21 protein-coding genes and 1 pseudogene are annotated in these 26,134 nt (G+C 74.1%); 8 read left to right on the top strand and 14 right to left on the bottom strand.

Features of this window, described 5'->3' with window-relative positions; genetic code table 11:
* The first annotated feature begins 187 nt into the window (after positions 1–187).
* Entirely contained in the window at positions 188–790 is a 603-nt protein-coding gene (locus tag ACU610_RS08225; protein ID WP_446767214.1) for a TetR/AcrR family transcriptional regulator, read from the top strand.
* Between the two features lie 27 nt (positions 791–817).
* Here the strand turns inward: ACU610_RS08225 and ACU610_RS08220 are convergent, their stop codons facing one another.
* The 7 genes and pseudogenes from ACU610_RS08220 to ACU610_RS08190 form a co-directional block, all read right to left on the bottom strand.
* Complete coding sequence (locus tag ACU610_RS08220; RefSeq protein ID WP_446767213.1) at positions 818–1,894, bottom strand: thioredoxin; 1,077 nt, start codon at positions 1,892–1,894, stop codon at positions 818–820.
* Positions 1,895–1,924: 30 nt separating this feature from the next.
* Positions 1,925–3,145: an epoxide hydrolase family protein gene (locus ACU610_RS08215; RefSeq protein ID WP_446767212.1), complete on the bottom strand. Its 1,221-nt coding sequence runs from the start codon at positions 3,143–3,145 to the stop codon at positions 1,925–1,927.
* A 196-nt stretch (positions 3,146–3,341) separates the two neighbouring features.
* Positions 3,342–3,746 carry a VOC family protein gene (locus ACU610_RS08210; protein WP_446767211.1) on the bottom strand — a complete coding sequence of 135 codons (405 nt, stop codon included), beginning with the start codon at positions 3,744–3,746 and terminating at the stop codon, positions 3,342–3,344.
* Between the two features lie 27 nt (positions 3,747–3,773).
* The gene (locus ACU610_RS08205) at positions 3,774–4,535 is read right to left on the bottom strand and encodes an NAD(P)/FAD-dependent oxidoreductase (RefSeq protein WP_446767210.1); all 762 of its coding nucleotides are present in this window, start codon (positions 4,533–4,535) and stop codon (positions 3,774–3,776) included.
* Positions 4,536–4,596: 61 nt separating this feature from the next.
* Positions 4,597–5,085, bottom strand: a pseudogene (locus ACU610_RS08200) (FAD-dependent oxidoreductase); the annotation flags it as partial.
* Positions 5,086–5,135: 50 nt separating this feature from the next.
* Entirely contained in the window at positions 5,136–6,494 is a 1,359-nt protein-coding gene (locus ACU610_RS08195) for a dihydrolipoyl dehydrogenase family protein (protein ID WP_446767209.1), read from the bottom strand.
* Positions 6,491–6,679, bottom strand: a complete 189-nt coding sequence (locus ACU610_RS08190; protein ID WP_446767208.1) for a hypothetical protein — start codon at positions 6,677–6,679, stop codon at positions 6,491–6,493. Before ACU610_RS08190 ends, ACU610_RS08195 begins: the two co-directional genes overlap by 4 nt.
* Positions 6,680–7,050: 371 nt before the next feature.
* Between ACU610_RS08190 and ACU610_RS08185 the strand changes: the two genes are divergently transcribed.
* Positions 7,051–7,728 carry a redoxin domain-containing protein gene (locus ACU610_RS08185; protein ID WP_446767207.1) on the top strand — a complete coding sequence of 226 codons (678 nt, stop codon included), beginning with the start codon at positions 7,051–7,053 and terminating at the stop codon, positions 7,726–7,728.
* On the opposite strand, the gene ACU610_RS08180 is transcribed toward ACU610_RS08185, so the two are convergent.
* Together ACU610_RS08180 and ACU610_RS08175 are read right to left on the bottom strand one after the other, a co-directional pair.
* Positions 7,670–10,438 (bottom strand): AAA family ATPase, encoded by a 2,769-nt coding sequence (locus tag ACU610_RS08180; protein WP_446767206.1) that lies wholly within the window; start codon positions 10,436–10,438, stop codon positions 7,670–7,672. The genes ACU610_RS08185 and ACU610_RS08180 overlap by 59 nt on opposite strands.
* 232 nt (positions 10,439–10,670) lie before the next feature.
* A complete protein-coding gene (locus ACU610_RS08175; protein WP_446767205.1) occupies positions 10,671–11,921 on the bottom strand; it encodes an epoxide hydrolase family protein in 1,251 nt (416 codons plus the stop codon).
* A 192-nt stretch (positions 11,922–12,113) separates the two neighbouring features.
* Between ACU610_RS08175 and ACU610_RS08170 the strand changes: the two genes are divergently transcribed.
* On the top strand, positions 12,114–12,695 hold the full coding sequence (locus ACU610_RS08170) for an SDR family NAD(P)-dependent oxidoreductase (protein WP_446767204.1): 582 nt from the start codon (positions 12,114–12,116) through the stop codon (positions 12,693–12,695).
* Between the two features lie 170 nt (positions 12,696–12,865).
* Here the strand turns inward: ACU610_RS08170 and ACU610_RS08165 are convergent, their stop codons facing one another.
* Positions 12,866–14,110 (bottom strand): epoxide hydrolase family protein, encoded by a 1,245-nt coding sequence (locus tag ACU610_RS08165; RefSeq protein ID WP_446767203.1) that lies wholly within the window; start codon positions 14,108–14,110, stop codon positions 12,866–12,868.
* Positions 14,111–14,530: 420 nt separating this feature from the next.
* Here ACU610_RS08165 and ACU610_RS08160 point away from each other — a divergent pair, with 420 nt between their 5' ends.
* Positions 14,531–15,490, top strand: coding sequence for a redoxin domain-containing protein (locus ACU610_RS08160; protein WP_446767202.1), 960 nt, complete (start codon positions 14,531–14,533; stop codon positions 15,488–15,490).
* 41 nt (positions 15,491–15,531) lie between these two features.
* Here the strand turns inward: ACU610_RS08160 and ACU610_RS08155 are convergent, their stop codons facing one another.
* On the bottom strand, positions 15,532–16,029 hold the full coding sequence (locus tag ACU610_RS08155; RefSeq protein ID WP_446767201.1) for a flavin reductase family protein: 498 nt from the start codon (positions 16,027–16,029) through the stop codon (positions 15,532–15,534).
* Entirely contained in the window at positions 16,026–16,340 is a 315-nt protein-coding gene (locus ACU610_RS08150; RefSeq protein WP_446767200.1) for a YdhR family protein, read from the bottom strand. Before ACU610_RS08150 ends, ACU610_RS08155 begins: the two co-directional genes overlap by 4 nt.
* A 152-nt stretch (positions 16,341–16,492) precedes the next feature.
* On the opposite strand from ACU610_RS08150, the gene ACU610_RS08145 reads away from it, so the two are divergent.
* Positions 16,493–17,674 (top strand): acyl-CoA dehydrogenase family protein, encoded by a 1,182-nt coding sequence (locus tag ACU610_RS08145; protein ID WP_446767199.1) that lies wholly within the window; start codon positions 16,493–16,495, stop codon positions 17,672–17,674.
* Between the two features lie 3 nt (positions 17,675–17,677).
* Here the strand turns inward: ACU610_RS08145 and ACU610_RS08140 are convergent, their stop codons facing one another.
* On the bottom strand, positions 17,678–19,597 hold the full coding sequence (locus tag ACU610_RS08140) for a LuxR family transcriptional regulator (protein ID WP_446767198.1): 1,920 nt from the start codon (positions 19,595–19,597) through the stop codon (positions 17,678–17,680).
* Positions 19,598–19,906: 309 nt separating this feature from the next.
* Between ACU610_RS08140 and ACU610_RS08135 the strand changes: the two genes are divergently transcribed.
* Positions 19,907–21,559: a GNAT family N-acetyltransferase gene (locus tag ACU610_RS08135; RefSeq protein ID WP_446767197.1), complete on the top strand. Its 1,653-nt coding sequence runs from the start codon at positions 19,907–19,909 to the stop codon at positions 21,557–21,559.
* A 162-nt stretch (positions 21,560–21,721) separates the two neighbouring features.
* A complete protein-coding gene (locus ACU610_RS08130; protein WP_446767196.1) occupies positions 21,722–23,626 on the top strand; it encodes a glycoside hydrolase family 2 protein in 1,905 nt (634 codons plus the stop codon).
* 208 nt (positions 23,627–23,834) lie between these two features.
* Here the strand turns inward: ACU610_RS08130 and ACU610_RS08125 are convergent, their stop codons facing one another.
* On the bottom strand, positions 23,835–25,295 hold the full coding sequence (locus ACU610_RS08125; protein ID WP_446767195.1) for an MFS transporter: 1,461 nt from the start codon (positions 25,293–25,295) through the stop codon (positions 23,835–23,837).
* Positions 25,296–25,406: 111 nt separating this feature from the next.
* On the opposite strand from ACU610_RS08125, the gene ACU610_RS08120 reads away from it, so the two are divergent.
* Positions 25,407–26,126, top strand: a complete 720-nt coding sequence (locus ACU610_RS08120) for a Crp/Fnr family transcriptional regulator (RefSeq protein ID WP_446767194.1) — start codon at positions 25,407–25,409, stop codon at positions 26,124–26,126.
* Positions 26,127–26,134 lie beyond the last annotated feature (8 nt).

Raw genomic sequence — 26,134 nt, 5'->3', positions numbered from 1 at the left:
GGTTCCTCCCGGGGGCACGGTCAGGGCGACGGCAACGGGAGAGCGTGCCCGGGGAGCGGACCGTGGCGCATCGGTCAGGTGACTGCCCGCGGAGGAACGCCCACGTCGGTGACGGTCCGGGCTGCGGGGGTGACAGACTCGTCGCTCGTCCGGGATCGGCCCGCTGCGGGAACAGGAGGGAGGCGGCATGCCCCCGAGCAGTCCGGTCGCCGGCTCCCGGGAGCAGCGGCGTGCCCGGATCGAGAAGGCGGCGCTGGAGCTCTTCCGCACCCGGGGGTTCGACAACGTCACGGTGGAGGACGTCTGCGCCGAGGCGGGCGTGGCCCCCGCGACCTTCTACCGGCACTTCGGGACCAAGGAGGAGGTCGTCTTCGCCTACCGGGACGACTTCACGACGGCGCTCGGCGAGGCCCTCGACGCCGGCGCGCGGGTGCCGGAGGGGGAGCGCCTGCCGGTGGTCCTCGGCGCGTTCGCGGCCTTCCTGGAGTCACAGCAGGACCTGCTCGCGCTCCGGGACCAGATCGTGCTGGGACACCCGCGGCTCATGCAGGGGACGTTGGCGGTCCAACGCGACATGGAGGGTGCGCTGGCGGCGGGACTCGCGCGGTTGCGCGGCCTGCCGTCGCCGGACCCGGCGGCCCTGCTGGAGGCCGGCGTGGGCATCCTGGTGCTCCGGATCGCACTCCGGTCCTGGCGGGACGGCGACGGGGGATCGCTGCTGACGGCCACGCAGCAGACGCTCGTGCGGCTGCGGGAAGCGGTCGCGGGTCTGGCCGTCGGTGGTGACTGAGTCCGCCCGGTCCGCCGTGCGGCACGCCTATCCGAAGGTGAGGGCGTAGACCGCGACGCCGGGGTCGAGGAACTCGACCTCGAAGGTCCCGCTGGTGACCGGGCCCCGTCGACGGAGGAGCTGGTACAGGCGGGGTTCGCTGACCGTGCCGGAACCGGTGCCGTCGACGTCGACGCCGTGGTCGGTGCCCGGGGCCCGGCCGTCGAGCCGTACGCGGAAGCGCACCCCCGCCCCGGGTGCCGGCGGCGCCACGACCAGGTGGAGGTCGCGGGCGTGGAAGCGGCACGCGAGGCGTCCGCCGGGCTCCTGCGCGGACGACGACTCGCTGCCGATCGTCCAGGTGCCCGCCAGGGACCAGTGCCCGAGGCGCAGCCGCTCCGCCGCGGTGTAGGTGTGCGGCCGGTCCGGCTCGACGTCGGGGGAGGAGGCGAACCCGGAGGTCCGGTCGTAGCCGAGGTAGGTCTCCGCGGACCGGAGCGTGTCCCAGTCGGCCGGGGCCTCGATGCCACGGGCGTCGACCGGCGCCGGCTCGGGCCCGAGGTCGCCGGCTCCGGCCTCGCCGAGGAGCTGCCGGAGGACCCTCTCGTCCTCCTCGTAGCCGCGCTCGCCGAAGCTGTGGTGGCGGAGGCGTCCTCCGGCGTCGACCAGGTAGCGGGCCGGCCAGAAGTGGTTGTGGAAGGAACGCCAGACCGCGAAGTGGTTGTCGATCGCGACGGGGTGGCCGATGGACCGGTCCCGCACGGCACGGCGGACGTTGTCCACGTCGTGCTCGAAGGAGAACTCCGGCGAGTGCACGCCGACCACGACCAGCCCGGAGTCGCGGTAGGCATCCTCCCAGGCACGGACGTGGGGCAGCGACCGGAGCCAGTTGATGCAGGTGTAGGTCCGGAAGTCGACCAGCACCACGCGACCGCGCAGGTCCGCGCCGGAGAGCGGTGGGGAGTTGAGCCAGTCCGTGGCTCCGGCGAGGGAGAACTCCTCCTCGGTCGGCCAGAGGGCGTCCCCGCCGTCGGCCGGCCCGCGGTCCTCGGCCCGGACGGCGTCGTGGCGGAACCGCTGCCCGAGACGGCGGGCGACGTCGCTCAGGTGGTCGTGGGATGCCATGGCCGGCGTTCCTCCCTGGGTGGCGCGGGCTCAGCGGACGGACCGGAACGCGGCGCGCAGTTCCTCGGCGAAGAGCTGCGGCTGCTCCCACGCGGCGAAGTGGCCGCCCCGGTCGACCCGGTTGTAGTGGATCAGGTTGGGGTAGGCCCGTTCGGTCCAGCTGCGCGGGGCCTCGTACTGCTCACCGGGGAAGACGGTCACGGCCACGGGGATCGTGACGCCCTTGGCGTTGAAGAAGCCACCCCGGTACTCCCAGTAGAGGCGGGACGCCGAGACCCCGGTGTTCGTCAGCCAGTAGAGCGTGATGTTGTCGAGCACCTCGTCCCGCGTCAGCTCACCGGCCGTGCTGGCGTGCCGGTCCAGCGCTGCGACGACCGCCGCGGCCGGCTGGCCGTCGGCGTCGTTGTGGTCGAGCAGCCAGGCGGCGAGGCCGACGGGGGAGTCGGCGATGCCGTACAGCGTCTGCGGTCGCGCGGCCATGTACCGGGCGTACTCCACCTGCCCGAACGTCCGGATCAGCTGCTCGTAGGCGCGCCGCTCCTCGGCGGACAGGCCGGGTGGCGGCGGCTGGCCGGCCTGGGCGGCGTCGTTGACGTCGGCGGGCACGGTGGCCGGCATGTTGGTGTGGACGGCGAGCAGCCCCTCGGGCGCCTGCAGGCCCATCTGGTCGACGACGAAGGCACCCCAGTCGCCGCCCTGGGCGACGTAGCGGGGATAGCCCAGCCGTCCCATGAGCTCCGCCCAGGCCCGGGCCATGCGCTCCGGTCCCCAGCCTGGGCTCGTGGGCTTGCCCGAGAACCCGTAGCCGGGCATCGACGGGACCACCACGTGGAAGGCGTCCGCTGGGCTGCCGCCGTGTGCCGTCGGGTCGGTGAGCCGATCGATGATCTTGAGCTGCTCGATCACCGAGCCGGGCCACCCGTGGTTGACGACGATCGGCAGGGCGTCCTCGTGCTCGGACCGGGCGTGGATGAAGTGGATCTCCAGGCCGTCGATCTCGGTGGTGAACTGCGGCAGGGCGTTGAGCCTCGCCTCGCAGGCTCGCCAGTCGTAGTCCGTGGCCCAGTGGCGGGCCAGCTCCTGCACCATGGCGAGCGGCACGCCCTGCGACTGGTCCGGGACGGTCTCGCGCTCGGGCCACTGCGTCGCAGCGATGCGTCGTCGCAGGTCGGTGAGCGCCTCCTCGGGGATGTCCACGTGGAAGGGGCGGATCGCCGTGGCGCCCGCCGACTTCTCGGCTGTGAGGGACATGTGCGGCCTCCGTCGTCCGGGAACGGCAGCGAGCCTGGCGGTGCCCTGCGCGCCGCGCGCCCGTCGAAGTCCCTGGGTCTGTCCCTGGTCCCTGCGGTGTCCCGCTCCGGTCGACGTCCCCGTCGACCCGGGCCGGATCCGAGCAGTGCACCCGGACGTCAGCGTCCCGGCAACCGGGTCGTGATCTGCTGGAGCACTAGCCGTTGCCGTCCGGGTCGCTGAACACGGCGTGCGACTGGTAGCTGCGACCCTCGGGGTCCGGCCCGGGCAGCCGGACACTCGGGTCCTCCGGGTGGAACCGCCCGGCCGGGCCGTGGAAGACCTCGCTCACCGGGGCGCCGCGCTCGACGTACTCGGCGCGCGTGGCCTCGATGTCCTCCGTGACGAGCAGCAGTCCCTGCAGTGACCCCGGCGCCATCGTCGTGACACCGGTGCCGAAGCTGATCGAGCAGGACGACCCGGGCGGGGTGAGCTGCACGATGCGGAAGTCGGCCCCGCCGACGATGTCGGCGTCCTCGCGCCACCCCAGCCCCTTGTAGAACTCCTTGGCGCGGTCGACGTCGGACACGGGCAGGACGACGACCTCGAGCTTGACGTCCACGGCGGGACCTCCTCCATCTGCGGCGGATCAGCGGGTCACGGACACAGCGGCCTGCTCCCGGGTCAGCCGTGCAGCGGTCGGGTCGACCAGACCGAGCTGCGCGGCGATCGGCCGGCTCACCAGGTTCACCGCCCAGTCGGCGGCGACCCGCAGCCGGTTCGCCGCCGCCGGCAGGGCGTAGAGGTGGTAGCCCTTCGTCACGACCTTGGCCGTCAACCCGGTCAGCGGGAGGCCCAGCGGCCGCGCGACGGCCGCCGCGCCACCGAGGTCGGCCACCAGCCCGAGGTCCCGGCGGCGGTAGGGACGCGGACTGCCGTGACCCAGGTCCGCGGCGATGTTGCGGGCGATCGTCACGCCCTGCCGCTGGGCGTGCTGCGCGGTGGGCGGGTAGTCCCTGCCCGCGTCGCTGTAGGGGTCCCGGGCGGCGGCGGTGTCACCGGCGGCCCAGACCCCGTCGCGGAGCCGGAGCTGCTCGTCGACGACGAGCCGGCCCCGCGCCACGGGCAGGCCGAGCCGCTCCACCAGTGCCGGTGGGGTCACCCCGACGGTCCACAGGACGGTCCGGGTCGCCAGCCGGGTGCCGTCGGAGAGCAGCACGCCGTCGTGGGTGATCTCCGCGACCGTCGTGCCCAGGCGGATGTCCATGCCGCGGGACCGGACGACTCGCACGGCGGCGCGACCGAGCCGCGGACCGAGTTCGGGCAGCACCTGCGGGGCCAGGTCGACCAGCACCCACCGCACGTCGCCCGGGGAGAGGTGGGGGAACCGGTTCAGCTGCGAGGTGGTCATGTGCTGCAGTTTGCGCGGCGGTCTCGGTGCCCGTGTAGCCGGCGCCGACGACCACGAAGGTCAGCCGCGCCCGGCGCTCCGCCGCGTCGTGGGTGGCGTCGGCCAGCTCCATCTGCCGCAGCACGTGGTCGTGCACGTACTGCGCCTCCACCAGGGTCTTCAGCCCCATCCCGTACGTCTCCACCCCGGGCGTGGGCAGCACGCGGGTGACGCTGCCGGTGGTCAGCGCCAGCCGGTCCCAGCGGAGCGGCTCCAGCGGGCACCCCCCGGCGGCGAGGGTCAGCGTCCGCCGGTCGAAGTCCACCATCTCCACCGTCGCCTGCAGGACCCGGGTGCGGTGCAGCCGGGCGCGCAGGGGGACGGCGATGCGCCGCGGGTCCAGCCGCCCGGCCGCCACCTCGGGCAGGAGCGGGCTGTAGCAGAGGTGGTCGGTGGCGCTGACCAGCGTCAGGTCAGCGGCTCCCGGGGGCAGCAGGCGCTCCAGCGTGCGGGCGGTGTGGACGCCGGCGAACCCGCCACCCACCACCACGACCGACGGGGTGCTCCCCATGGGTCCCCGCGGACGGCGGAGCGGGTCCGGGACGGTCTCGGACGGCTCGGTCATGACGACGCCACCTCCAGGGGGCGGTCGGCCGTGACCGCGCCGAGCAGCGACTGCAGCGCGGAGAGGTAGACCTCGGAGAAGGTCGGGAACGGCTGGATGGTGTCGACCAGGACTTCCAGCGGCACCCGGCCGCGGATCGCCACCGTGGCCTGCTGGAGCCACTCGCCCGCCTCGGGCCCCAGCGCGTAGGCGCCGGTCAGTCGCCGGCCGTCGCTGAGCAGGGTCAGGAAACCGTTGCTCTCGGCGTATGCGCGGGTGTAGGTCGCCGTCCTGGCGACGCGCGACAGCGGGGCTGTCGCGCTGAACGGCGCCTCGGTGGCGCCGACGGCGGCAGCCTGCGGATCGGTGTACTCGACCCGGGGGACGGCCTCGTAGTTCGCCTCGAGCGGTCGGCCCAGGATGTTGGCCGCGACGATCCGGCCCTGGTACTTGCCGACGTGGGTCAGGGGCCAGGTGCCCGTGACGTCGCCGATGGCCCACAGCCCGTCGCCGGCGCGCAGGTGGCTGTCCACCGGGATGCCGTGGGCATCGGCCCGCACCCCGACCGTCTCCAGGCCGAGCCCCCCGACCCGGGGCCTGCGGCCGGTGGCGACGAGCAGGCGGTTGCCGCGCAGCTCGCGGCCGTCGTCCAGGTGGAGGACGACGTCGGCGCCGTCGCGTCGCACGCTGCGGGTGGTGCGGCCGAGCTCCAGCCCGATGCCGTCGCGACGCAGTGCCTCGCCGAGTGCGCACCCCAGCGGCGCGGGCTCGCGGGGGAGCAGGTGGTCCCTCATCTCCACGACCACCGCGCCCCCACCGAGGCGGCGGACGGCCTGGGCCGCCTCCACGCCCACCGGGCCGCCGCCGAGGACGAGCATCCGGCGCGGGACGGTCAGCATGCCGGTGGCCTCCCGGTTGGTCCAGAGGTCGTCGATCTCCCGGAGTCCGGGGATCGTCGGGATGACGGGGTCCGAGCCGGTCGCGACGACGACGTGTCCGGCCGTGTGCCGGACGCCGTCGACCTCCACCACCCCCGGCCCGGCGAGCCGGCCCGTGCCGCGCAGCAACCGGATCCCCTTGCCGGACAGCCAGCGTTCCTGGCCGGCATCGGAGTAGCCGGAGACCATGGCGTCCCGCCAGGCGAGCGCGGCCTCGACGTCGACCCGTGCGGTGGCCGCCGCCTCGCGCGCAGCGTGCACCGCCTCGCCCGGACGGAGGAGCGTCTTGGAGGGGATGCAGGCCCAGTACGAGCACTCACCACCGACGAGGTCGCGTTCCACCAGCGCGACGCGCAGCCCGCCGTCGGCCAGGGCTCCGGCGCAGTGCTCCCCGGGCGCGCCGCCCCCGAGGACGATGACGTCGTGGTCGGTGGTCACCGCAGCACGGACTCCGTGTGCCGGGTGGCGTCGGCGTCGGCCTGGTCCTCGGTCCGGCCCTGCTCGCGCGCGACGACGTAGGCGGCGTACCAGTCCGACCAGTGGTGCGGCGGTGCGGTCGGCTCGTACCGGCCGTGGTGCTCCTCGGCCTCCTGCAGGAGCTCGGTCAGCCTCGTGACGTCCATCGGTGGTCCTCGTCAGTCGTCCCGGTCCTGCGGATGGGTGGGGCGGCGTCAGTGCTGGGACAGGAGCCGGCACCTGACAGGTGCAGGCCCGGCCAGCCTGGCGCGACCGGCCTGGTCGTCGCCCCAGGGAGACCCCCTGGTCTGCCGCCCGGTCGTCGGCTCGGCGCCGGAGGCGTGGGCGAGGTGGACCAGGGACCGACCCGGGGACCTCCCTGGGGCGAGGGGGCGCTCGGCACCGCCACAGTCGGCCCGGCGCCGTCCGCGGACGGCGGTCCCCGGAGGGGCTCCGGGAGACGTGGGACACCTCGGCACCCCACGGGTGCGGCGTACGCGGTCGCCGGTCGCGGCGGTCGACGAGAGGCGGGAACGCCATGCGATCCGACATCGTCCCCGGCGGCGTCTTCCCCGACTACGCGCTGCCCGACCACACCGGGACCGTCCGCACGCTCGGCGAGCTTCAGGGCGGGGACCCGATGGTCCTCACCCTGGCGCGGGGACACCACTGCCGGGAGGAGCGCCACCAGCAGCTGCAGCTGGCGGCGTTCCAGTCGACGGTCGCGGTGGCCCGCACCCGGATCGTGACGATCGCGACCGACGACGAGCACACCCTGCAGGAGTTCCGGGACTGCGTCGGTGCCCGGTGGACGTTCCTCTGCGACCCCGGGCGGATCGTCCAGCGGGACCTCGACATCCAGGAGTACACCGACCCCGACGACGACCCGATGATCCCGCACACGCTGGTGCTCAAGCCGGGACTCGTCGTCCACACGGTCTACAACGGCCACTGGTTCTGGGGCCGGCCGTCGGTCTGCGACCTCTGGCACGACCTGCGTGCGGCCACGGCCGAGATCCGCCCGGACTGGGACCTGGGCACGCCCGGGCTGCGGGAGGCCTGGACCGCCGGCGACCGGAGCCTGTTCCACGGCTGGGACCAGAGCTCACCCGAGCTCGCCGGCCCGGAGGCGACCGCGGACCCACCGGCACGGGACGTCACGGGACGGCGCGGTCGCCGTCCTGCAGCGTCCGCCGCAGTTCGCGGCGGCTCCTGACGCCGAGCTTGGCGAAGACCTTGCGGAGGTGCCACTCCACGGTCCGGGGACTGATGAAGAGCATCGCGCCGATCTCGGGATTGGTGAGCCCTCCTGTGGCGAGCCTGGCGATGTGGGCCTCCTGGGCGGTGAGCTCGGCGAAGGTCTCCACCGTGCGCTTGCGCGCCGTCTCGCCGGTGGCCAGGAGCTCTCGGTGCGCCCGGTCGGCGAACGCGGTGATCCCCATGGCGGCCAGCTCCTCGTGGGCCGTCCGCAGCTGAGCCCGGGCGTCGACCCGGCGACCGACCCGCCGCAGCCACTCCCCGTAGAGCAGCCGGGCGCGGGCGAGGTCGACCCGGACGTGGGTGCGCCCCAGGCGCTCGATGCCCTCCCGGTACAGCCGCTCCGCGGTGTCACCCGTCGAGACCAGGGCACGTCGGCTCGCCTCGATCCCGAGGGCCCAGTCGGTTCCGCTGGCCCGGGTCATCGTCGACAGCTCCGCCAGCGCGGCGGTCGCCGCCACCGTGTCACCCCAGCGGGCGCCGGCCTCGACGAGCTCCGCCAGCGCCCACTTCGGCGGACCGAGCTCCAGCGGGTCCGCCGCGGCCTCCTGCGCTGCCCGGAGAGCGTCGCCATAGCGGCCCAGGCCGTTGTAGAGCACCGAGCGGGCCCACTGGACCATGTTCACCCCGACGCCCTCCCCCCGCGAGACCACGTCCGCCAGGCAGCTGCGGAACAGCGGCTCCGCCTGCTCGGGCAGTCCTCGGAGGGCGAGCAGGCCCACCGCACCGTAGGGCGCCAGCCTGCTCATCGTCAGGTCGGTCACGGACTCGGCCTCCTGCACGGAGGACTCGGCCGAAGCCAGGTCACCGGTGAACACCTGGACGACGGACCGCGTGTTCAGCGCCAGAGGCAGCGCGCTCAGGGCTCCCGCCTCGCGGGTGGCCGTGAGGTGCCGGCGAGTGAGGACGTCCCAGCTGTCGTCGTCCCACAGGGACGCTGCCGTGGCCGCGGCGAGCCAGGCGAAGCGCAGGCCCTCGTCGACGGTCAGGTCCTCGCTGACGAAGGCGCGCACCGCGTGCCGCAGCAGCGGCACGGCGGGCTCGTACCCCTCGGTGAACAGGACGGCGAGGCCGTCCAGCAGCACGTCGTCCTTGCCCGGCGCGTCGAGCCGCGCGGCCGCCCGCGCGGCCTCGGCCACCTCGCGTGCGCCCGGGCCGGCCGCGAGCCGCCCTGCGAACAGGGCTGCGGACAACGCGTCGAGGTAGGTGTCCCGGGCCGACTGGGGGTCGAGCGGTTCGAGCTGGTGGGCCGCGGCGAGCAGCCGGGGGAGTGCCTCGTTGCCGCGGTCGGCGACGAACGCCAGCTGCGCGCGCAGCAGGTCCGCCCGGGCTCGCTCGGCCACCGCGAGGGGTCCGGTCTCGGCCGTGGCCAGGAGCGCCGCGGCGTCGTCGAGCTGACCGGCGTGCAGCTTGGCCTGCGCGGCGTCGAGGGAGCGTCGGACGCGCAGTCCCGGATCCGCCGTCAGTGCCGTGGCCTGCTGGAGGAAGGCAGCGGCGGCCGCCCAGCCCCCGTGCGCGAGTGCCCGACCGGCGGAGCGCTCCAGTTCGGCGGCGACCTCCTCGTCCGGGCCTACGACGGACCGGGACCGGTGCCACGCCCGCCGGTCCGAGTCGACGTCGGGATCGGTCGCCTCGGCGAGCGCGCCGTGGACGCCGCGCCGTTCCGCCGGCGTGGCCGACCGGTAGACGGCCGAGCGGACGAGCGGGTGGCGGAACCGGACCCAGTCGCCCAGCTCGATCAGGCCTGCCGCCTCGGCGGCCCGGGCCGCGTCGAACTCGATGCCGAGCCGCTCGGTGGCCCGCCGCAGCAGCGCCACGTCCCCGACCGGTTCCGCGGCCGCGGTGAGGAGCAGCCGCCGGGAGGGCGCCGGTAGTGGAGCTGCCTGGCGCAGGAACCCCTGCTCGAGGCGGTGGGCCAGGGGCGTGGACGTACCTGCGGTGGCACCCCCGAAGACCACCTCGGCCGACGTCAGACCGCGCGGGAGCTCGAGCAGGGCCAGCGGGTTCCCGTGCGCCTCGGCGAGGATGCGGTCCCGGACACGGGGATCGAGGGCGCCCGACACGGCCGACTGGAGGAGTGCTGCGGCGTCGCGGGCACGCAGCCCAGCCACCAGGCACACCGGGAACCCGGCCATCACCGGCGCCTCGTCGGTGTCCCGGACGGCGACGACCATGGCCACGGGCTCGGCGACCAGACGGCGGGCGACGAACTCCAGGGTCTGCACGGACGCCCGGTCGAGCCACTGGGCGTCGTCCACGACGCAGATCAGCGGTCGATCCTCGGCCACTTCGGCGAGCAGGGTGAGCACCGCCAGCCCGACGAGGAACCGGTCCGGTGCGGTCCCCGGCCGCAGCATGAACGCCGTGGCGAGGGCCTCCTGCTGCGGTTCCGGCAGCTTCTCCAGCCGGTCGAGGAAGGGGCTGCACAGCTGGTGGAGCCCCGCGAACGAGAGCTCCATCTCCGACTCGACGCCTGCCGCGCGCCCGACCGTGCAGCCGGTGGCCCGTTCGACGAGGAAGTCGAGGAGCGCGGTCTTGCCGATCCCCGCCTCGCCGCGCAGGACGCGCACCTGGCTGCGGCCCGCCTTGGCTGCCGCGAGCGTGCGGGTAAGCAGGTCGCACTCGCTCCGCCGGCCCAGCAGGCCCGGCCACGTCGACGTCCCGGACACCGGCACACCCCTCCCGCCCGGGGCCGGGCCGGCCGGGAGGGCCGGCGGGTTCCCGAGCCGGTCACGCTAGGTGGGGGGCAGGTCGGGCACATGCGTCATTCGACTCCGATGGCGCGGGAGCCTGGAGAAGGGCCGTGCGGGAAGAGGGCCGTGCTGCAGGAGGAACTCGTGCGGCGGTGGTCCCTCGACCGGTCCCCGACCGGAGGACCGCTGAGGACCACCGGTCCCCCGATCAGCCACGCGCTCCAGGGGTGCGGGGGGAGCGCAGGGACCGGAACGCGGCCCGGACCTCGCTGGCGAACAGTTCGGGCTCCTCCCAGGCGGCGAAGTGGCCGCCGCGGTCGACCTCGTTGAAGTAGCTGAGGGTGGGGTAGCTCTGCTCTGCCCAGCTGCGCGGCGTCCGCCAGATCTCGCCCGGGAACGTCGTGAACCCGGCCGGGACGGCGACCGGCAGGGGAGCCTGGCCGGCCGCGGCCGCGGGAGCGTCGGGTCCGTAGCTCTCCCAGTACGACCGGGCCGCCGAGGCACCGGTGCCGGTCAGCCAGTACACCGTGATGTTGTCGAGCACGTGGTCGCGGGTGAGGTTGCCCGACGGCTGCCCGTCGACGAACGCGCGGGAGATCTTGTAGTAGGCGTCGGTGTCGTGGTCGAGCATCCAGGCGGCCAGGGCGACCGGGGAGTCCAGCAGGCCGTAGCCGATCGTCTGCGGCCGGGTGGCCTGCTCCAGGAAGTAGGCGAAGCCGCTCGACCGGAACGTGCCGATCGCCTCGAGAGCGGTGCGTTCCTGCTCGGTGTCGTCGGGCAGCGTGCTGCTGAGCGCGGTGACGAGGAGGTTCACGTGGATGGCGAGCAGCCCGTCGGGTGCCTGACGGCCCATCGCGTCGGTCACGCCGGCGCCGACGTCGCCGCCCTGCGCGACGTAGCGGGAGTAGCCGAGGCGGCGCATCAGCTCCGCCCATGCCCGCCCGACCCGGCCGACGTCCCACCCGACCTCCGTCGGCTCGGCGGAGAAGCCGTACCCGGGCAGCGACGGCAGGACCAGGTGGAAGGCGTCCTCGGCTCGCCCGCCGTGCGCGGTGGGGTCGGTGAGCGGGCCGACCGTCTCCAGCAGCTCGACCACCGAGCCGGGCCAGCCGTGGGTCATGACCAGCGGCAGGGCATCCTCGTGCCGGGACCGCACGTGGAGGAAGTGGACGTCCACGCCGTCGATCTCGGTGACGAACTGCGGCAGTTCGTTCAGCCTCGCCTCACAGCGGCGCCAGTCGTACTCGTCGACCCAGTAGCGGGCGAGCTCCTGCACCGTCGCCAGCTGGACGCCCTGCGACCGGTCCGCCACCAGTTCCCGCGAGGGCCATCGCGTCGCCCCGATCCGCCTCCGCAGGTCCGCCAGCGCCTCGTCCGGCACGTCGATCCGGAAGGGGCGGACCGCGCTGCCGGCCGTGTCCGCAGCAGCTGTCATCGTCGGGGTGGTTGACCGGGACATTCGTGCCTCCTGGCACTCGGCGCTCGCCGTCGACGAGCGGTCCTCAGCGGGTGCTCGCGCCGACCGTCGCCTCCCGCGCCCCGTGCTCGCGCCAGGGAGACCCCCGGGCGCGTCCCCTGGTCGCGTCGGGCGTCGGTGGTCTCCTCCGTCGTGGGTGACCTGCACGTCCACGGACCAGGGGCCACCAGGGACATGCACGGGGCGACGCCTGGTGGACCGGTGCCAGCGTCACCTCGTCTCGAGGGAGACAAGGCGCCCCGGTCCGGATCGCACCCCGGCGCGTGCCCGAGACACGGCCCCGTCCTGCGCGCACAGCGCGGCGGGCACATCTTGCAGGGCTCGTCGTACTACGGGCGAGTCGCACATCCGGGCGTCGGCCTGCTCGCGGCCACCGAGTACGCCGTCGAGGGCCTCACCGACGCGCTCATCGGGGAACTCGAACCCCTGGGGATCACGGTGACCCTGGTGGAGCCCGGTCCGACCGCCACCGCCTGCGTCGCCGACCTGGAGGTGGCCGACCCGATCGACGACTACGACCGAACGGTGCGGGAGGTGCAGAAGGCCATCGGTGTGCTGCCGCCCGAGGCGTTCAGCCCCGCCGACGGCGTCGCGGCGGCCGTCCTGGCCGCGGTCGACGCGGACCGTCCGCCGCGGCGTCTGGTCACCGGCAGCTTCGCGGTCGACGAGATCCGCCTCGCGCTGCGGGGGCAGATGGAAGAGCTGGAGGCCTGGTTGGCAACCGCCGCGGCCGTCGACGGCACGGCTGCCGCTTGAGGCTGGTGGGTGGGCATGACGTCCCGGTCATCCTCGTCCCGACGCCGTGGTTCTCGAGCGGAGAGGGTGGGGTCGTCAGCCGGGTGCGGCCCCAGCCGCGCGGACGTGGGACCAGCGGGCGTGCCCGCCGTCCCACGTCCGGCGACCAGCGGCCGATCAGCGCCGGCCGATCAGCGCAGGGATCGGAACGCGGCGCGCATCTCCTCGGCGAAGATCTGCGGCTCCTCCCAGGCAGGGAAGTGGCCGCCGCGCTCGGCCTCGTGGAAGTAGACGAGGTTGGGGAACGCCCGCCGGGCCCACGTCTCGGGGGCGCGGAAGAGGTCGTCGTCCGGACACACCGTGATGGCCACGGGCATCGTGATCGTGTCGGTCTTCTGCCCGGCCGCGCTGATCAGGCTCTGTGCGCGGTTCTCCCAGTACAGCCTCGCTCCGGAGGCCACGGTGTTGGTCAGCCAGTGCAGCGAGAAGTTGTCCAGCACCTCGTCCACGGTCGGCGTCTGTGCGGGGTCCTCGCCGTACGTCCACTTCCCGAACCCGCCGTGCACGAGCATCCACCCGGCGAGGCCGGCGGGGGAGTCCGTCAGGCCGTAGCCGACCGCCTGCGGTCGCGCGGTCATCATCTGGTAGTAGCCCCAGCCTCCGGTGGCGAGGAACCTCCGCACGTCGTCGAAGGCTGCCTGTTCCTTCTCGGAGAGTCCGGCGGGTGCGGGCGCGCCGCTGGCGATCGCCGCAGCGGCATCGGGCGGGAACACCGCCGGCAGATTGGTGTGGATGGCGAGCAGGCCGTCCGGCGCCTGCCGCCCCATCGCCTCGACCACCCCCGCCCCCCAGTCGCCGCCCTGGGAGACGTAGCGGTCGTAGCCCAGCCGCTTCACCAGCACGTCCCACGCCCGCCCGATGCGTTCCACGTCCCAACCGGTCTCCGTCGGCCGGGACGAGAACCCGTAGCCCGGCAGGGACGGGATGACGACGTCGAAGGCGTCCTCCGCCCGACCGCCGTGCGCCGTCGGGTCGGTGAGCGGAGCGATGACCTTGATCTGCTCGAACACCGAGCCCGGCCACCCGTGGGAGATGATCAGCGGCAGCGCGTCCTCGTGGCGGGAGCGGACGTGGAAGAAGTGCACGTCGACCCCGTCGACGGTCGTCATGAACTGCGGCCAGGCGTTCAGCTGCGCCTCGCCCCTGCGCCAGTCGTACTCCGTGCGCCAGTACTCGACGAGCTGCTGCAGGTCGGCCAGCTTCGCGCCCTGGGACCGATCGGGCACGGTCTCCTGGTCGGGCCATCGCGTCGCCGCGAGGCGCCGGCGGAGGTCGTCGAGGTCCGACTGCGGTACGTCCACCCGGAAGGGGCGGACGGCGGCGGTCCGGGCGCCCTGGGTGGTGTCGACGGGCGGCTTGGTCGTCGTCGCGGTCATGGTCGTCCCTTCCTGATGACGTGAGGTGCGAGAACGGTTGCGGTGTCGAGCCTCCCTCGCCCCAGTGGGAGCCCCTGGTCCGCTCCCGTGTCAACCTGCGGGTCTCGAGCCGGACCAGTGAGGTGGTGGAAGTGAGTACGACGGCTCGGGCGGCAGCGGGGGGACGAGGCGTCGACCAGCGCCCGGACGCGGGGGCTGCTGTGCCCCGTCTCCTCGACAGGAGGCCGGGGACACCCGGCACTGGGACCGAGAACCGACGGCAGCGCGGGAGTCGCCATGGCTCGGAGCGCGCACCCCGGTGCGACCCGCGACCAGGAAGCGACCAGGGATCTCGACGGGTGCGACGGACAGGGGAAGCGACCAGTCTCCGTGCCGTCCCCTCCACCGACCGTCTCGTCCCAGAGCAGGAGGTCCTCCGAGATGAGCGTGTTCGAACGTGTGCGTCTGCACATGCCCTCGCTGGGTGGGGCGACCGGCTGGATCAACTCCGAGCCGCTGGAACCCGACGACCTGCGCGGGCACGTCGTCCTCGTCGACTTCTGGACGTTCACGTGCATCAACTGGCTGCGCCAGGAGCCGTACGTCCGTGCGTGGTCGCAGGCCTACCGGGACGACGGGTTGGTCGTCATCGGGGTCCACACGCCGGAGTTCTCCTTCGAGCACGAGATCGACCGCGTACGGCAGGCGACGCGGAAACGAGGGATCGACCACCCGGTCGCGGTCGACAACGACTACGAGATCTGGAGCGCCTTCGACAACCACTACTGGCCGGCGCTCTACTTCGTCGACGCGGGCGGCGTCATCCGCGACCACCACTTCGGCGAGGGACGCTACGAGGGGTCGGAACGGGTCATCCAGCGCCTGCTCGGGGTCGAGCGCGGGCTCGTCGAGGTGCAGGGGGACGGCGTGGAGGCGGAGGCCGACTGGGACCACCTGCGGTCGCCGGAGACGTACCTCGGGTACCAGCGCGGTGAGCGCTTCGCGTCGGCGGACCGCGCGACGTTGGACGCTCCGCACACCTACCAGCTCCCCGAGGACCTGAGCCTCGACCACTGGGCCCTCGGTGGGGAGTGGACGGTGCACGGCGAGCACATCGCCCTCCACCAGGCCGCCGGGAGCATCGCCTACCGCTTCCACGCGCGCGACGCGCACCTCGTGCTGTCCTCCCGAACGCCAGAGCCCATCCCCTTCCGCGTCGCCCTCGACGGTGAGCCACCGGGTCCGTCCTCCGGTGTGGACGTCGACGAGGACGGGAACGGCCTGCTCCGCGACGGTCGCCTGTACCAGCTCGTGCGCCAGCACGAGGCGGTCCGCGACCGGACGCTGGAGATCACGTTCCGCGACCCCGGCGCCGAGGCCTTCGTCTTCACGTTCGGCTAGTCAGAGGCAGCGAGCGACCTGGTCGACCGGCCGGTGGGCGGTCAGGGCACGGGTCCGCCACGCATCGACACGGTGTCCAGGCCGGTGCCGTCACGGAACCGGCGGACGGCGCGGACCCGACCGAGGACGACGGTGTGGTCGCCGGCCGGGTACTCGTCGTGGACCGCACAGTGCAGCGCGGTGAGCGCGTCGGCGAGCAGGGGGACGCCGTCGTCGGCAGCAGCGGTCCGGAGGCCCGCGAACCGGTCCCCGGGTCCCGCGAACCGGGCCGCGAGACCGGTGTGCTCCCGACCGAGGACGTTCACCGCGAAGGCGCCCCACTCGCGCGCCGTCGTCCACGTCCGAGAGGTGGTCGCCGGGCAGAACAGCAGCAGCGGCGGCGTCAGGGACACCGACACGAGCGAGCTGACGGTCATCCCGACCGGCTCCCCCGAGAGGCTGCGGCCGGTGACCACCACGACCGGCTGGGCCAGACCGCGGAACACCTGCCGCAGCTCGTCCCCGGCGACGGCGCGGTCGACGACCTGCCCGTGCGTCACCGGGCCCCCTGCAGGACCGGGGCGGTCACGGCGCTGGGCGCGTCGAGGATGTCGTACTCCCGCACCGACACCTGCCGCAGCGCCGGGTTGGCGGACATGCCGCGGAACAGGTCGGTGTCCCGGGACCGGTCGGCGTCCTCCCGCGTGGCGAACAGGTACACCCCGCCGTACGTCCCGGAGGCGGGGTCGGTGAGCCACCACTTGGCGAGGAGGCCGGGCCAGGCGGTGAACGCCGGCGCGAGGTCCCTGGCCAGGCGGGTGTAGTCCTCGGCGGGCACGGTCAGGCCGAAGGTGACGATGCGGATGCGCATGGCGCCGTCCTCTCTGAGCGGATCCGACAGTCGCCGACGCTAGGGATGACGTCGTTCCCGCTCATCGGACGGATGCTCCATCCGCGGATGGAGCGGGGGATGGAGCGTTCGCCCGATGAGGGCGGACCCCGCCCGTCCCTAGCGTCGCCGCCATGGACACCTCCACCCCGACCAGGACCCGATCCCTGTCCGAGGACACCCTCCTGCGGTTCCGCGCGCGCGCCGCCGACGCCGACGCCGCGGGCCGCTACCCCACCGACGACCTCGCCGAGCTGCGCGCGGCCGGCTGGTTCACGGCGGCGCTGCCCGAGCACCTCGGCGGCCTCGGCCTCGACCTCGTCGAGCTCGCACGGGAACAGCGCCGGATGGCGCACTACTCGCCGGCCACGGCCCTGTCGACCTGCATGCACCACTACTGGGTCGGCCTGGCCGCCGACCTCTCCCGGATGGGACTGCCGGAGGCCGACCTGATCGCCGGGTACGTCCGGGACGGCGACCTCCTGGCCTCCGGGCACGCGGAGGTCGGCAACGACGTCCCGGTGGCGCTGTCCACCACGTCGGCAACCCGCGTCGACGGGGGGTGGCGGATCACGGGCCGGAAGATGTTCGGATCCCTCGGCGAGCACTGGGACCGGCTGGGGTTCCACGCCATGGACGCCGGTGCCTCGGCCGGACCGGTCGTCGTGCACGGCTTCGTGCCGCGGGGTGCCCCCGGCGTGACGACCGTCCGGAACTGGGACGCCCAGGGCATGCGGGCGACGGAGAGCCACGACACCGTGCTCGACGACGTGTTCGTGCCGGACCCCGACGTGCTCTGCGTCGTGCCGGCCGGCCCGCCGAGCCACCCAGCGGTCGCCGGAATGCAGGTCTGGGCCGTGACACTGATCGCCAACGTGTACGTCGGCGTCGCCGAGCGCGCGCTGGAGATCGCGATCGCGCAGGCGGCCAGGCGGACCTCCATCGCCATCCCGCGGGGGACCTTCGCCCACCACCCGCACGTGCAGCACCAGGTCGCGGACATGTACCTGGCCCTCGACGCCGCTCGCGCCTGCGTCGACGCGGTCGCCCGGGACTGGGTCTGCGGCGTCGACCACGGGCCGGTGTGGGGGCCGAAGGTGCTGGCCGCCAAGTGGCAGGCCACGACGGCCGCGAACCGGGTGGTGGACCTCGCGTGCGAGGTCGTCGGCGGCTCGTCGTACCGCCGAGGCACCGAACTCGAGCGGCTGTCCCGGGACGTCCGCGCGGCGCGGTTCCACCCCGGCAGTGACGCCTTCACCCACGAGACGGTCGGCAAGGCACTGCTGGGCGTGGACCCGGCCGGGCCGCGCTGGTGACGCTCAGCCGACCAGGCCGGCGGCCACCGCGGCCCGGGCCGCCTGGGTTCGGTTGTGCACGCCCAGCTTGGTGAAGATGTTGCTGACGTGCCGGTTGGCCGTGCGTTCGCTGATGAACAGCGTCTCGGCCAGCCGGGCGTTGGTCATCCCCTCCGCGAGCAGCGCGAGCACCTCCTGCTCCCGGGCGGTCAGCGTCAGCAGGGCGGGCCGGCCGGCGGCTCCGGGGTCAGGCCGCGGCGCGCCGGACCCCCGGTCGTCGGCCGGACGCGTGTCCCGGCCGGCCTGCCCGGGGAGGGGGACCGCCTGCTCGGCGAGGACGTGGCGGCCGATCCACCCGTCCACGCCCCCGGGACCGAAGTCCAGGCAGCCGACGGTGTACCGCCGGTCGCCGACGACGACCTCCTCGAGCGGATCGAAACCCATCACTCGCAGCACCGGGGCCGCGGCGGGCCAGTCGGCGACGGCGGCGTAGACCCGACGCAGGGTGGCCCGCAGCTCCAGGTAGGTGCGCTTGAGGTCGACGACCAGCGTCGCCACCTCGGGAGTGGTCCGCTCGCCGGACCGGCTGCCCAGGGCCCAGCGGAACACCACGGCCTGCGCCCCGGCCGGCATCGGGTCGCGGCGGGTGTGCCCCGTCACGCACCTGATCACCGGGTCCTCGCGCAGCTCCGCACGGACGTCGTCGAGCGCCGCGGTGACCGAGAAGGCGGCGACACCGCCGTCCGCCGCGCGCACCACGGCGAAGGCCGCCCGCTGCGCCCGCCACCAGCGCTCCACGAGCCGGGCGGACTCCTCCCCGGCGAACCGGCGGGTGACGGCGACGACCTCGTCGTGGTCCTCGGCGCGGGCCTGCTCGGCGGGGTGCTGCAGCATCCCCGGCGGTGCGTACGCGTTGCGGATCAGCGGGTTCTGCACCAGGTGGAGCAGGTCGGCGGTGCTCTCCCAGTCCGGCCCGCGGGTGAGGGAGCCGAGGACGGCGCGGGCGGCGCGGGCCCGCAGCTCCCGCACCCGGATCGGGTCGCGCAGCTCCAGTGCCTCGAGGAGGACCGGCGCGGCCACCCCGGACAGCTCGAGTCCGGCGGCGGTCGTGGTGGTGAACGGCAGCTGCCGCAGCGTCTGCCAGGCATCCTCGACGTCCTGCCCGTCGACGACCGCGGCGAGCAGCGGCAGGGTGACCCGCCGCAGGACCGCCGCGGCCTCCACGGCGGCCCGCTCCCGTGGCGCGAGGTCGTCGAGGATCACCGCGAACAGCTCCTCGACGACCTCGGCCGGCGCACCGGACCCGAGCGGTAGCCCGTGCCCACGCGCCACCGCCTCGGCGGCGACCACGACGGCCAGCGGGTGTCCCCGGGCGAAGGTCCGGATGCGGTCGGCGTCGTCGCCGCCGACGCCGTGAGCCGTCAGCAGCTGATCGACGTCCCCGGCGGTCATGGGGCCGACCACCAGCTCGGCCAGCAGGGTCCGCCAACCGGGTGCGGTGCGCCAGGCGACGTTCGGCCCGCGCCGACCCACCACCAGCATGGTCACCGAGCCGGGGAGGGCGCTGGCGAGCTCGTTCCGGACCCACCCGTCGAGCAGGTTGAGACGCTCGAAGCCGTCGATCACCAGGACGTCGGTACCGGCGTCGGCCATCGCATCCGCGACTGCGGCAGCCGACGGCGGCGCCGGGACGCCCAGTGCGGCGCCCAGCGCGGCCAGGGCTCCCGGGACCGTCGGCTCCGTTCGCCGTCCGTCGAGGGTGACGGTGGCGAGGGGCAGGGACGCCAGCGTCCCGGTGACCAGTGCCGTCTTGCCGATCCCGCCCGGCCCGTGCACGAACACCGCAGCCGGCCCGTCCGGAGCCAGTAGCGCGGTGAGGCGCGCGCGCTCCTCCGCACGGCCGATCAGCGCGGTGGCCGCCGCGGCCGCCAGACGCTCGGACACGGACCCCCGCGGTCGGGGCGGTCTCACCCCGCGGATGCTAGGCCGCGGACGGCCGGGTGAGAACGCGGCCGTCGCCGGTCGTCCCTGCAGCCGGGGTGTCCGGGGCCTGTCCCCGCTCCCGCCCATCGGGAGACGATGGTGGCCGGTACCAGCAACCCCGGGAGGCCGCCATGCCCCGCAGGTTCGGCCTGCTCCGTGCCGCGATCGCCGCCGCCGCCGTCGCCGCCGCCGGCCGCCTGGTCAAGTCGATGGTGGAGGCCGTCACCCGGTAGGGACCCACCCGGCCGTCCTCGTGCCAGGGTGGACGGCATGACCGTGGAACGGACGGTCCGGCTGGAGTTCGAGGGATCGGCGCGGACGGCCGGCACCCACAACAACCTCTCGGCCGTCCGCAGCGACGGCGCCGTCCTCTGGGTGGCCGGCGACGAGACCGCGACGATCGAGCGGTTGGTCGCCGATGCCCCGGACGAGCCGCACCGCTACGCGAGGCAGACCAGCGTCCGGCTCGCCGACTTCGTGGCGCTGCCGGGGACCGGGGCCGACGAGGAAGCCGACATCGAGGGCCTGGCCCGGCACGGCCGCTTCCTGTGGGCGGTCGGGTCGCACAGCCTGCGCCGCAAGCAGATCGAGGCCAGGCACAGCGGCGAGAAGGCCCTGCGCCGGCTGGCCCTGGTCACCGGCCAGCCCAACCGCCAGGTCCTCGTCCGGTTGCCGGTCGGCGTCGTGGACGGCCTGCCGACCGTCGTGCCCGAGCTGGAGGAGGACGGTGTGCGGCACTGCGCCGCGTCCTTCGGCGTCCACGGCACCGACCTGCGGGAGGTCCTCGCCGACGACGAGCACCTCGGTCCGTTCGTGCCGCTGCCGGGCAAGGACAACGGGCTGGACGTCGAGGGCATCGCCGTCACCGGACCCCGGGTGTACCTGGGCCTGCGCGGGCCGGTGCTGCGCGGCTGGGCCGTGGTGCTGGAGCTGCGCCCCGAGGTCGACCCCGACGCGCCGGAGCGGCTGCAGCTGGCCCTGTTCGACGACGGCCGCCCGTACCGCAAGCACGTCCTGCGGCTCCAGGGCCTCGGGGTGCGAGACCTCTGCCCGCACGGCGACGACCTGCTCGTGCTGGCCGGCCCGACGATGGAACTCGACGGACCGGTGCACGTCTTCCGCTGGCACGGGGCACTGCAGGCGGACACGCCACAGGTCGTCCGCGGCGACCGGCTCACGCGGGAGGTCGAACTGCCCTCCGGCGACGGCTGCGACCACGCCGAGGGCATCGGGCTGCTCGGTCCGGCCGGCAGCCAGCGCCTGGTGGTCGTCTACGACAGCCCGTCCCCGGCCCGGCTGACCGACGACGGGAGCGTCCTCGCCGACGTGGTCCGGCTGCCGGGTGCGCCGTGCGGGTCCACGCCCGGCGGAGGTGGAGCGCTCCCGGCGCAGGAGCCGACCACCGCGGAACCGGTGGAGGGCGCTGGGACGTCCCCCGGCGTGCACCTGCGGGAGATCACCGACGAGAACCGCGAGGCGGTCTGCGCGTTGCGGGTGCGAGGTCGTCAGAAGCGGTTCGTCGCCTCGGTGTCCCGCTCGCTGCGGGACGCCGCCAGGTGGCCGAAGGCCAACCCGTGGTACCGGGCGGTGTACTGCGGGAACGAGCCGGTCGGCTTCGTGATGCTCTCCTGGAAGCCGCGGAAGGGCCCGTACCGAGGGCGCCACTTCCTGTGGCGGCTGCTCATCGACAAGCGGCACCAGGGGCGCGGGATCGGCCGAGCGGTGCTGACGCAGCTCGTCGACCTGGTGCGCGCCGACGGCGGCACCGAGCTGCTGACCAGCTTCGAGCCCGGGCAGGGCGGACCGTGGCCCTTCTACCAGGGGTTCGGCTTCCAACCCACCGGGGAGCTCGACGACGGCGAGATCGTCCTGCGGCTCCTCCTGCCGGCCGGTGAGCACACCGGGTCCCCGTCCCCGGGCTGACGGCCCCTGGGTCGGCGTGTCACCCGGTGTGTCCGAAGGCGGCACGACACACACGCACACGGCCGCTCCCCGGCGAGGCCACACTCTCAGGTCTTCGCGGCCGCCCCGGGCCACCGGGCCTGGGGTGAAGGCGTCGGTGCGCGAAGAGGACCAGGGGGAGCCATGTCGATCCTCTCGCGATCCCGGCGGAGGGACCCCGCGCTGCTCGTCGCGGCAGCCATGGTGGCGTCGACCTTCGTGCTCACCGCGGCGGCCACGCCGTCGGACGCCGGCGACGGCTGGCAGATGGCCGAGCCGAGGCTGACGACGCCGTGGACCGACCAGGTCTCGCCGAGCAACGCGCTGCCGGAGTACCCGCGGCCGCAGCTGACCCGCCCCAGCTGGCAGAACCTCAACGGGCTGTGGCAGTTCGCCGGTGCCGAGGCGGGGGAGGCACCGCCCATCGGCGAGGACCTCGCCGAGAGGATCCTGGTGCCGTACCCGACCGAGTCGGCGCTGTCCGGCATCGCGCGGCACGAGGACCGCATGTGGTACCGGCGGACGTTCACGGTCCCGGAGTCCTGGCAGGTCGGGCACGGGCAGCGGCTGCGCCTCCACTTCGGCGCCGTGGACCATGCGGCCACCGTGTGGGTGAACGGCATCGAGGTCGCCGACCACACCGGCGGCTACGCCAGGTTCTCCGCCGACGTCACCGATGCCCTGGCGCCCTCGGGCCCTCAGGAGATCGTCGTCGGCGTCGAGGACCGCACCGACGCGACGTGGCAGCCGGTCGGCAAGCAGCGGCTCGTCCCGGACCGCGGCATCTTCTACACCGGCTCGTCCGGCATCTGGCAGACGGTGTGGATGGAGCCCGTCCCCGCCCGCGGGTACGTCGCGGACCTCGACATGGCCACGGACGTCGACACGAGCACGCTCGCGCTGACCGTGGACACCGTCGGGGACGCCCCTGGCCTCACGGTCCGTGCCGTGGTGAGGAACGGCCAGGAGGAGGTCGCGAGAGCGGAGGGAGCGCCCGGTCAGCGTCTGGACGTGCGGGTCTCCGACGCCGAGCTGTGGTCACCCGACCACCCGTTCCTCTACGGCCTGGACGTGACCGTGCTGGACGGCCAGCAGGAGGTCGACCACGTGGGGTCCTACTTCGGCATGCGGGAGATCGGGACCGCCCGGGACGCGGACGGCCGCCTGCGCATCACGCTCAACCACGAGCTCCGCTTCCTGATGGCGACCCTCGACCAGGGCTACTGGCCGGACGGCATCTACACCGCACCCACGGACGAGGCGCTGCGGTTCGACGTGGCCGAGGCCAAGCGCCTCGGGTTCGACACCATCCGCAAGCACGTCAAGGTCGAGCCGGACCGCTGGTACCACGCCGCCGACACGCTCGGCATGCTGGTCTGGCAGGACATGCCGTCCATGCGGACGGGCGGGATCCCGCCACCGGACGCGCGAGCGGAGTTCGAGCGTCAACTGCACGAGATCGTCGACGAGCACGACAGCTGGACCTCGGTGATCGGATGGGTCCCGTTCAACGAGGGCTGGGGCGAGTGGGACAGGGAGGCCACCGGGCGGATCGCCGACTCGGTCGCGGCCCAGGACCCCACCCGGCTCGTGAACGCGAACAGCGGGGTGAACTGCTGCGCCTCGCACGGTGACAGCGGCCGCGGCGACGTCATCGCCTGGCACGCCTACACCGGTCCCGCGGACCCCGCGCCCGACGACCACCGCGTGGCGATCGACGGTGAGCACGGTGGCTTCGGGCTCGAGGCGCCCGGCCACATGTGGTACGAGGACGGCCACGGGTACCAGATGGCGCAGGACGGGGCGGAACTCACCGGGCTGTACGTGGAGAACCAGCGCCGGCTGATCCCGATCGCCCACCAGCGCGGCATCAGCGGCGCGGTCTACACCCAGATCACCGACGTCGAGCACGAGGTCAACGGCTTCCTCACCTACGACCGGCGGGTGGGCAAGATGGACGCCGACCAGGTCCGGGCGGTCAACGACGAGGTCGTCCGCGCCGTGGACCGCCCCGCCGTCCTGTCGACGATCACGCGGCCCGATCCCTGAGCGGATCGCCGGCGTCCGGCGGGGCCGGCCGCACGCCGTCGGCGACCGGTCCCCGGACGAGGTGCCCCTCGTGCGGGAGGCCGGCGCGGCCCGCCGCGACCCCTCGGGCGGGAGGCCGGGCCGGTCCGTGCCGCCCCGGGGCAGGGAAGTGGCATCCCGCCGGTGACACCGACGCGTTCCCCGGTGGTCTCCGACCGGGTGGGCCCGGTCAGCCGGCGGCGACCTCGGTCGTCTCCGGCGCCGGCGCCCGGCCCCGGTCGCGCGGCATGAGCAGCACGGCGGCCAGCATGGCCACGGCCAGCACCGTCGTCCCCAGGAAGACGGAGTGCACCGCGGTGGTGAGCGCCTCCGGTGCCACCCGGTCACCCTCCACCCCCGACCCGCCGAGGGTCGCGTTGACGACCGCGCCGAAGACGGCGACCCCGACGGCGCTGCCCGCGGAGCGGAAGAACATGTTGGAACCGGTGACCACGCCGCGCTGCTGCCACTGGACCGCCGACTGGGCGGCGATGAGCGTCGGCGCTGCGGTGAAGCCCATGCCGAGACCGATGACGAACGACGTCGCGCCGACCTGGACCACGCTCGAGGACCCGTCGAGCAGGAGCAGCAGCGCCGAGCCGAGGACCACGACGGCGGCCCCGACGAGCGCGGTGGACCGGATGCCGATCCGGAGGTAGACCCGGCCGGACAGCGACGCCGAGATCGGCCAGCCGAGCGTGAGGGCGGCCAGCGCGAACCCGGCGACCAGCGGGCCGGTGCCCAGGACGTCCTGCGCGAACGTGGGCACGTACGAGGTCAGTCCGAGCAGGACGGCGCCGACGCAGGCGGACACGAGGTTCGTCGCGACGAGCAGCCGGTTGCGCAGCAGCCGGAGCGGGACGACGGGGTCGGGCGCCCGGCGCTCGATCGCGACGAACAGCCCGAGCAGGACGGCGCCGGCCACGAGGACCGCGATGCCCTGCGGGGACCCCCACGCCCAGGCCTGGCCGCCCTCGAGCAGGCCGAGGATCAGCAGCGTCAGGGCGACGGTGAGCGTCGCCGCCCCCGCGTGGTCGATCCGGACACGGCGCCGGTCGACCCGCTCGCGGAACCGCAGGCCGATCGCCAGCGCGGCGATCAGGCAGAGCGGGATGTTGACGAAGAAGATCCAGCGCCAGCTGACGTACTGGGAGAAGACGCCGCCGAGGGTCGGTCCCACGACCGACGACACGGCCCAGACGCTGGCGATGTAGCCCTGCACCCTCGCGCGCTCCCTCAGCGAGTACAGGTCACCGACGATCGTCATCGACATCGGCTGGACCGCCCCGGCGCCCAGGCCCTGTACCGCGCGGAACGCGATGAGTGCACCCATGCTCCACGCGACGCCGCAGAGGACGGAGCCGACCAGGAACAGGCCGATGCCGACGAGCATCACCGGCTTGCGCCCGAAGACGTCGGCCAGCTTGCCGTAGACCGGTACGGTCACCGCCTGCGCGAGCAGGTAGACGGAGAACAGCCACGGGAACTCGGCGAAGCCGCCGAGGCTCGCCACGATCGACGGGACGGCGGTGGCGATGACCGTCGCGTCGATGGCCACCAGGGCCGTGGACAGCATGATCCCGATGAGGACCGGTCCGCGCTCCGACCGGAAGCCGACACCCGACGACGCTGCGGACTGCTCCACGCTCACTGCTCCGAGGTTAGGACGGCTGGGCGATCCCCACAGGGGGCCGCGGTCGACCCCACGTGGGCCGGGACGCGGGGCCTGGAGGTGTCCGGTCCCCGGGCCTACCGTTTCGGCGTGGACGACGGCGTCGCGGCCGCCCTCGCTGCCTCGAACCTCTCCCGGCTGCGCCGGCCCGCCCTCCAGCGGCTGCTGACGGGGGCGCGCCTCGTCCGGGTGCCGGCCGGCTCGGTGACCCACCGGGAGGGCGATACGGCGGTGCACCTCGAACTCGTCGTCGACGGCCTCGTCGGGCTCTTCGTCACCGCGCCGGACGGCCGCAGCATGACCGTGCGCTACGCCCGGCGCGGCGCGCTGATCGGCGTCGTGTCGATGTACGCCGACGGGTTCCGGATGCCGGGGGGCACGCAGGCCATCGTCGACACGACGGTGCTGCGGCTCTCCCCGGAGGTCGTGCGCCGCGCGGCCGCCGAGGACGCCCACGTGGCCGACGCGTTCCTGCACGAGCTGGCCGACCGGGCCCTCGGCTTCGTGCACGAGATCACCGACAGCGCGTTCACCAGCGTGCGGCACCGGGTGGCCCGCCACCTGCTGGACCTGGCGTCGCAGGAGTCGCGGGCCGGGAGGGGAGCGCGCCCGGTGCTCACCGTCCCGGTCAGCCAGCGGGAACTCGCCGAGGCCGTGGGCAGCGTGCGGGAGGTGGTCGTGCGAGCGCTGCGTGACCTCCGGGAGTCCGGGGCGATCAGCACCCACCGGGACCACATCGAGATCCTCGACCCGGTCCGGCTCAGTCGTGAGCTGGGTGGAACCCAGGTCCCTGACGGCGCGCGCCGGTGACCCGACAC

The organism is Geodermatophilus sp. URMC 61, from assembly GCF_052931555.1.
The sequence above is the reverse complement of the archived record's forward strand: the minus strand, read 5'-3'. Positions and strand labels throughout refer to the sequence as shown.

Excerpts from the sequence above, each read along its gene's own strand:
- ACU610_RS08150 (WP_446767200.1), bottom strand. The coding sequence starts at position 16,340 with ATGCGCATCCGCATCGTCACCTTCGGCCTGACCGTGCCCGCCGAGGAC.
- ACU610_RS08130 (WP_446767196.1), top strand. The coding sequence starts at position 21,722 with ATGTCGATCCTCTCGCGATCCCGGCGGAGGGACCCCGCGCTGCTCGTC.
- ACU610_RS08185 (WP_446767207.1), top strand. The coding sequence starts at position 7,051 with ATGCGATCCGACATCGTCCCCGGCGGCGTCTTCCCCGACTACGCGCTG.
- ACU610_RS08215 (WP_446767212.1), bottom strand. The coding sequence starts at position 3,145 with ATGTCCCTCACAGCCGAGAAGTCGGCGGGCGCCACGGCGATCCGCCCC.
- ACU610_RS08220 (WP_446767213.1), bottom strand. The coding sequence starts at position 1,894 with ATGGCATCCCACGACCACCTGAGCGACGTCGCCCGCCGTCTCGGGCAG.
- ACU610_RS08225 (WP_446767214.1), top strand. The coding sequence starts at position 188 with ATGCCCCCGAGCAGTCCGGTCGCCGGCTCCCGGGAGCAGCGGCGTGCC.
- ACU610_RS08170 (WP_446767204.1), top strand. The coding sequence starts at position 12,114 with ATGCACGGGGCGACGCCTGGTGGACCGGTGCCAGCGTCACCTCGTCTC.
- ACU610_RS08175 (WP_446767205.1), bottom strand. The coding sequence starts at position 11,921 with ATGTCCCGGTCAACCACCCCGACGATGACAGCTGCTGCGGACACGGCC.
- ACU610_RS08135 (WP_446767197.1), top strand. The coding sequence starts at position 19,907 with ATGACCGTGGAACGGACGGTCCGGCTGGAGTTCGAGGGATCGGCGCGG.
- ACU610_RS08190 (WP_446767208.1), bottom strand. The coding sequence starts at position 6,679 with ATGGACGTCACGAGGCTGACCGAGCTCCTGCAGGAGGCCGAGGAGCAC.
- ACU610_RS08205 (WP_446767210.1), bottom strand. The coding sequence starts at position 4,535 with ATGACCACCTCGCAGCTGAACCGGTTCCCCCACCTCTCCCCGGGCGAC.
- ACU610_RS08165 (WP_446767203.1), bottom strand. The coding sequence starts at position 14,110 with ATGACCGCGACGACGACCAAGCCGCCCGTCGACACCACCCAGGGCGCC.
- ACU610_RS08160 (WP_446767202.1), top strand. The coding sequence starts at position 14,531 with ATGAGCGTGTTCGAACGTGTGCGTCTGCACATGCCCTCGCTGGGTGGG.
- ACU610_RS08145 (WP_446767199.1), top strand. The coding sequence starts at position 16,493 with ATGGACACCTCCACCCCGACCAGGACCCGATCCCTGTCCGAGGACACC.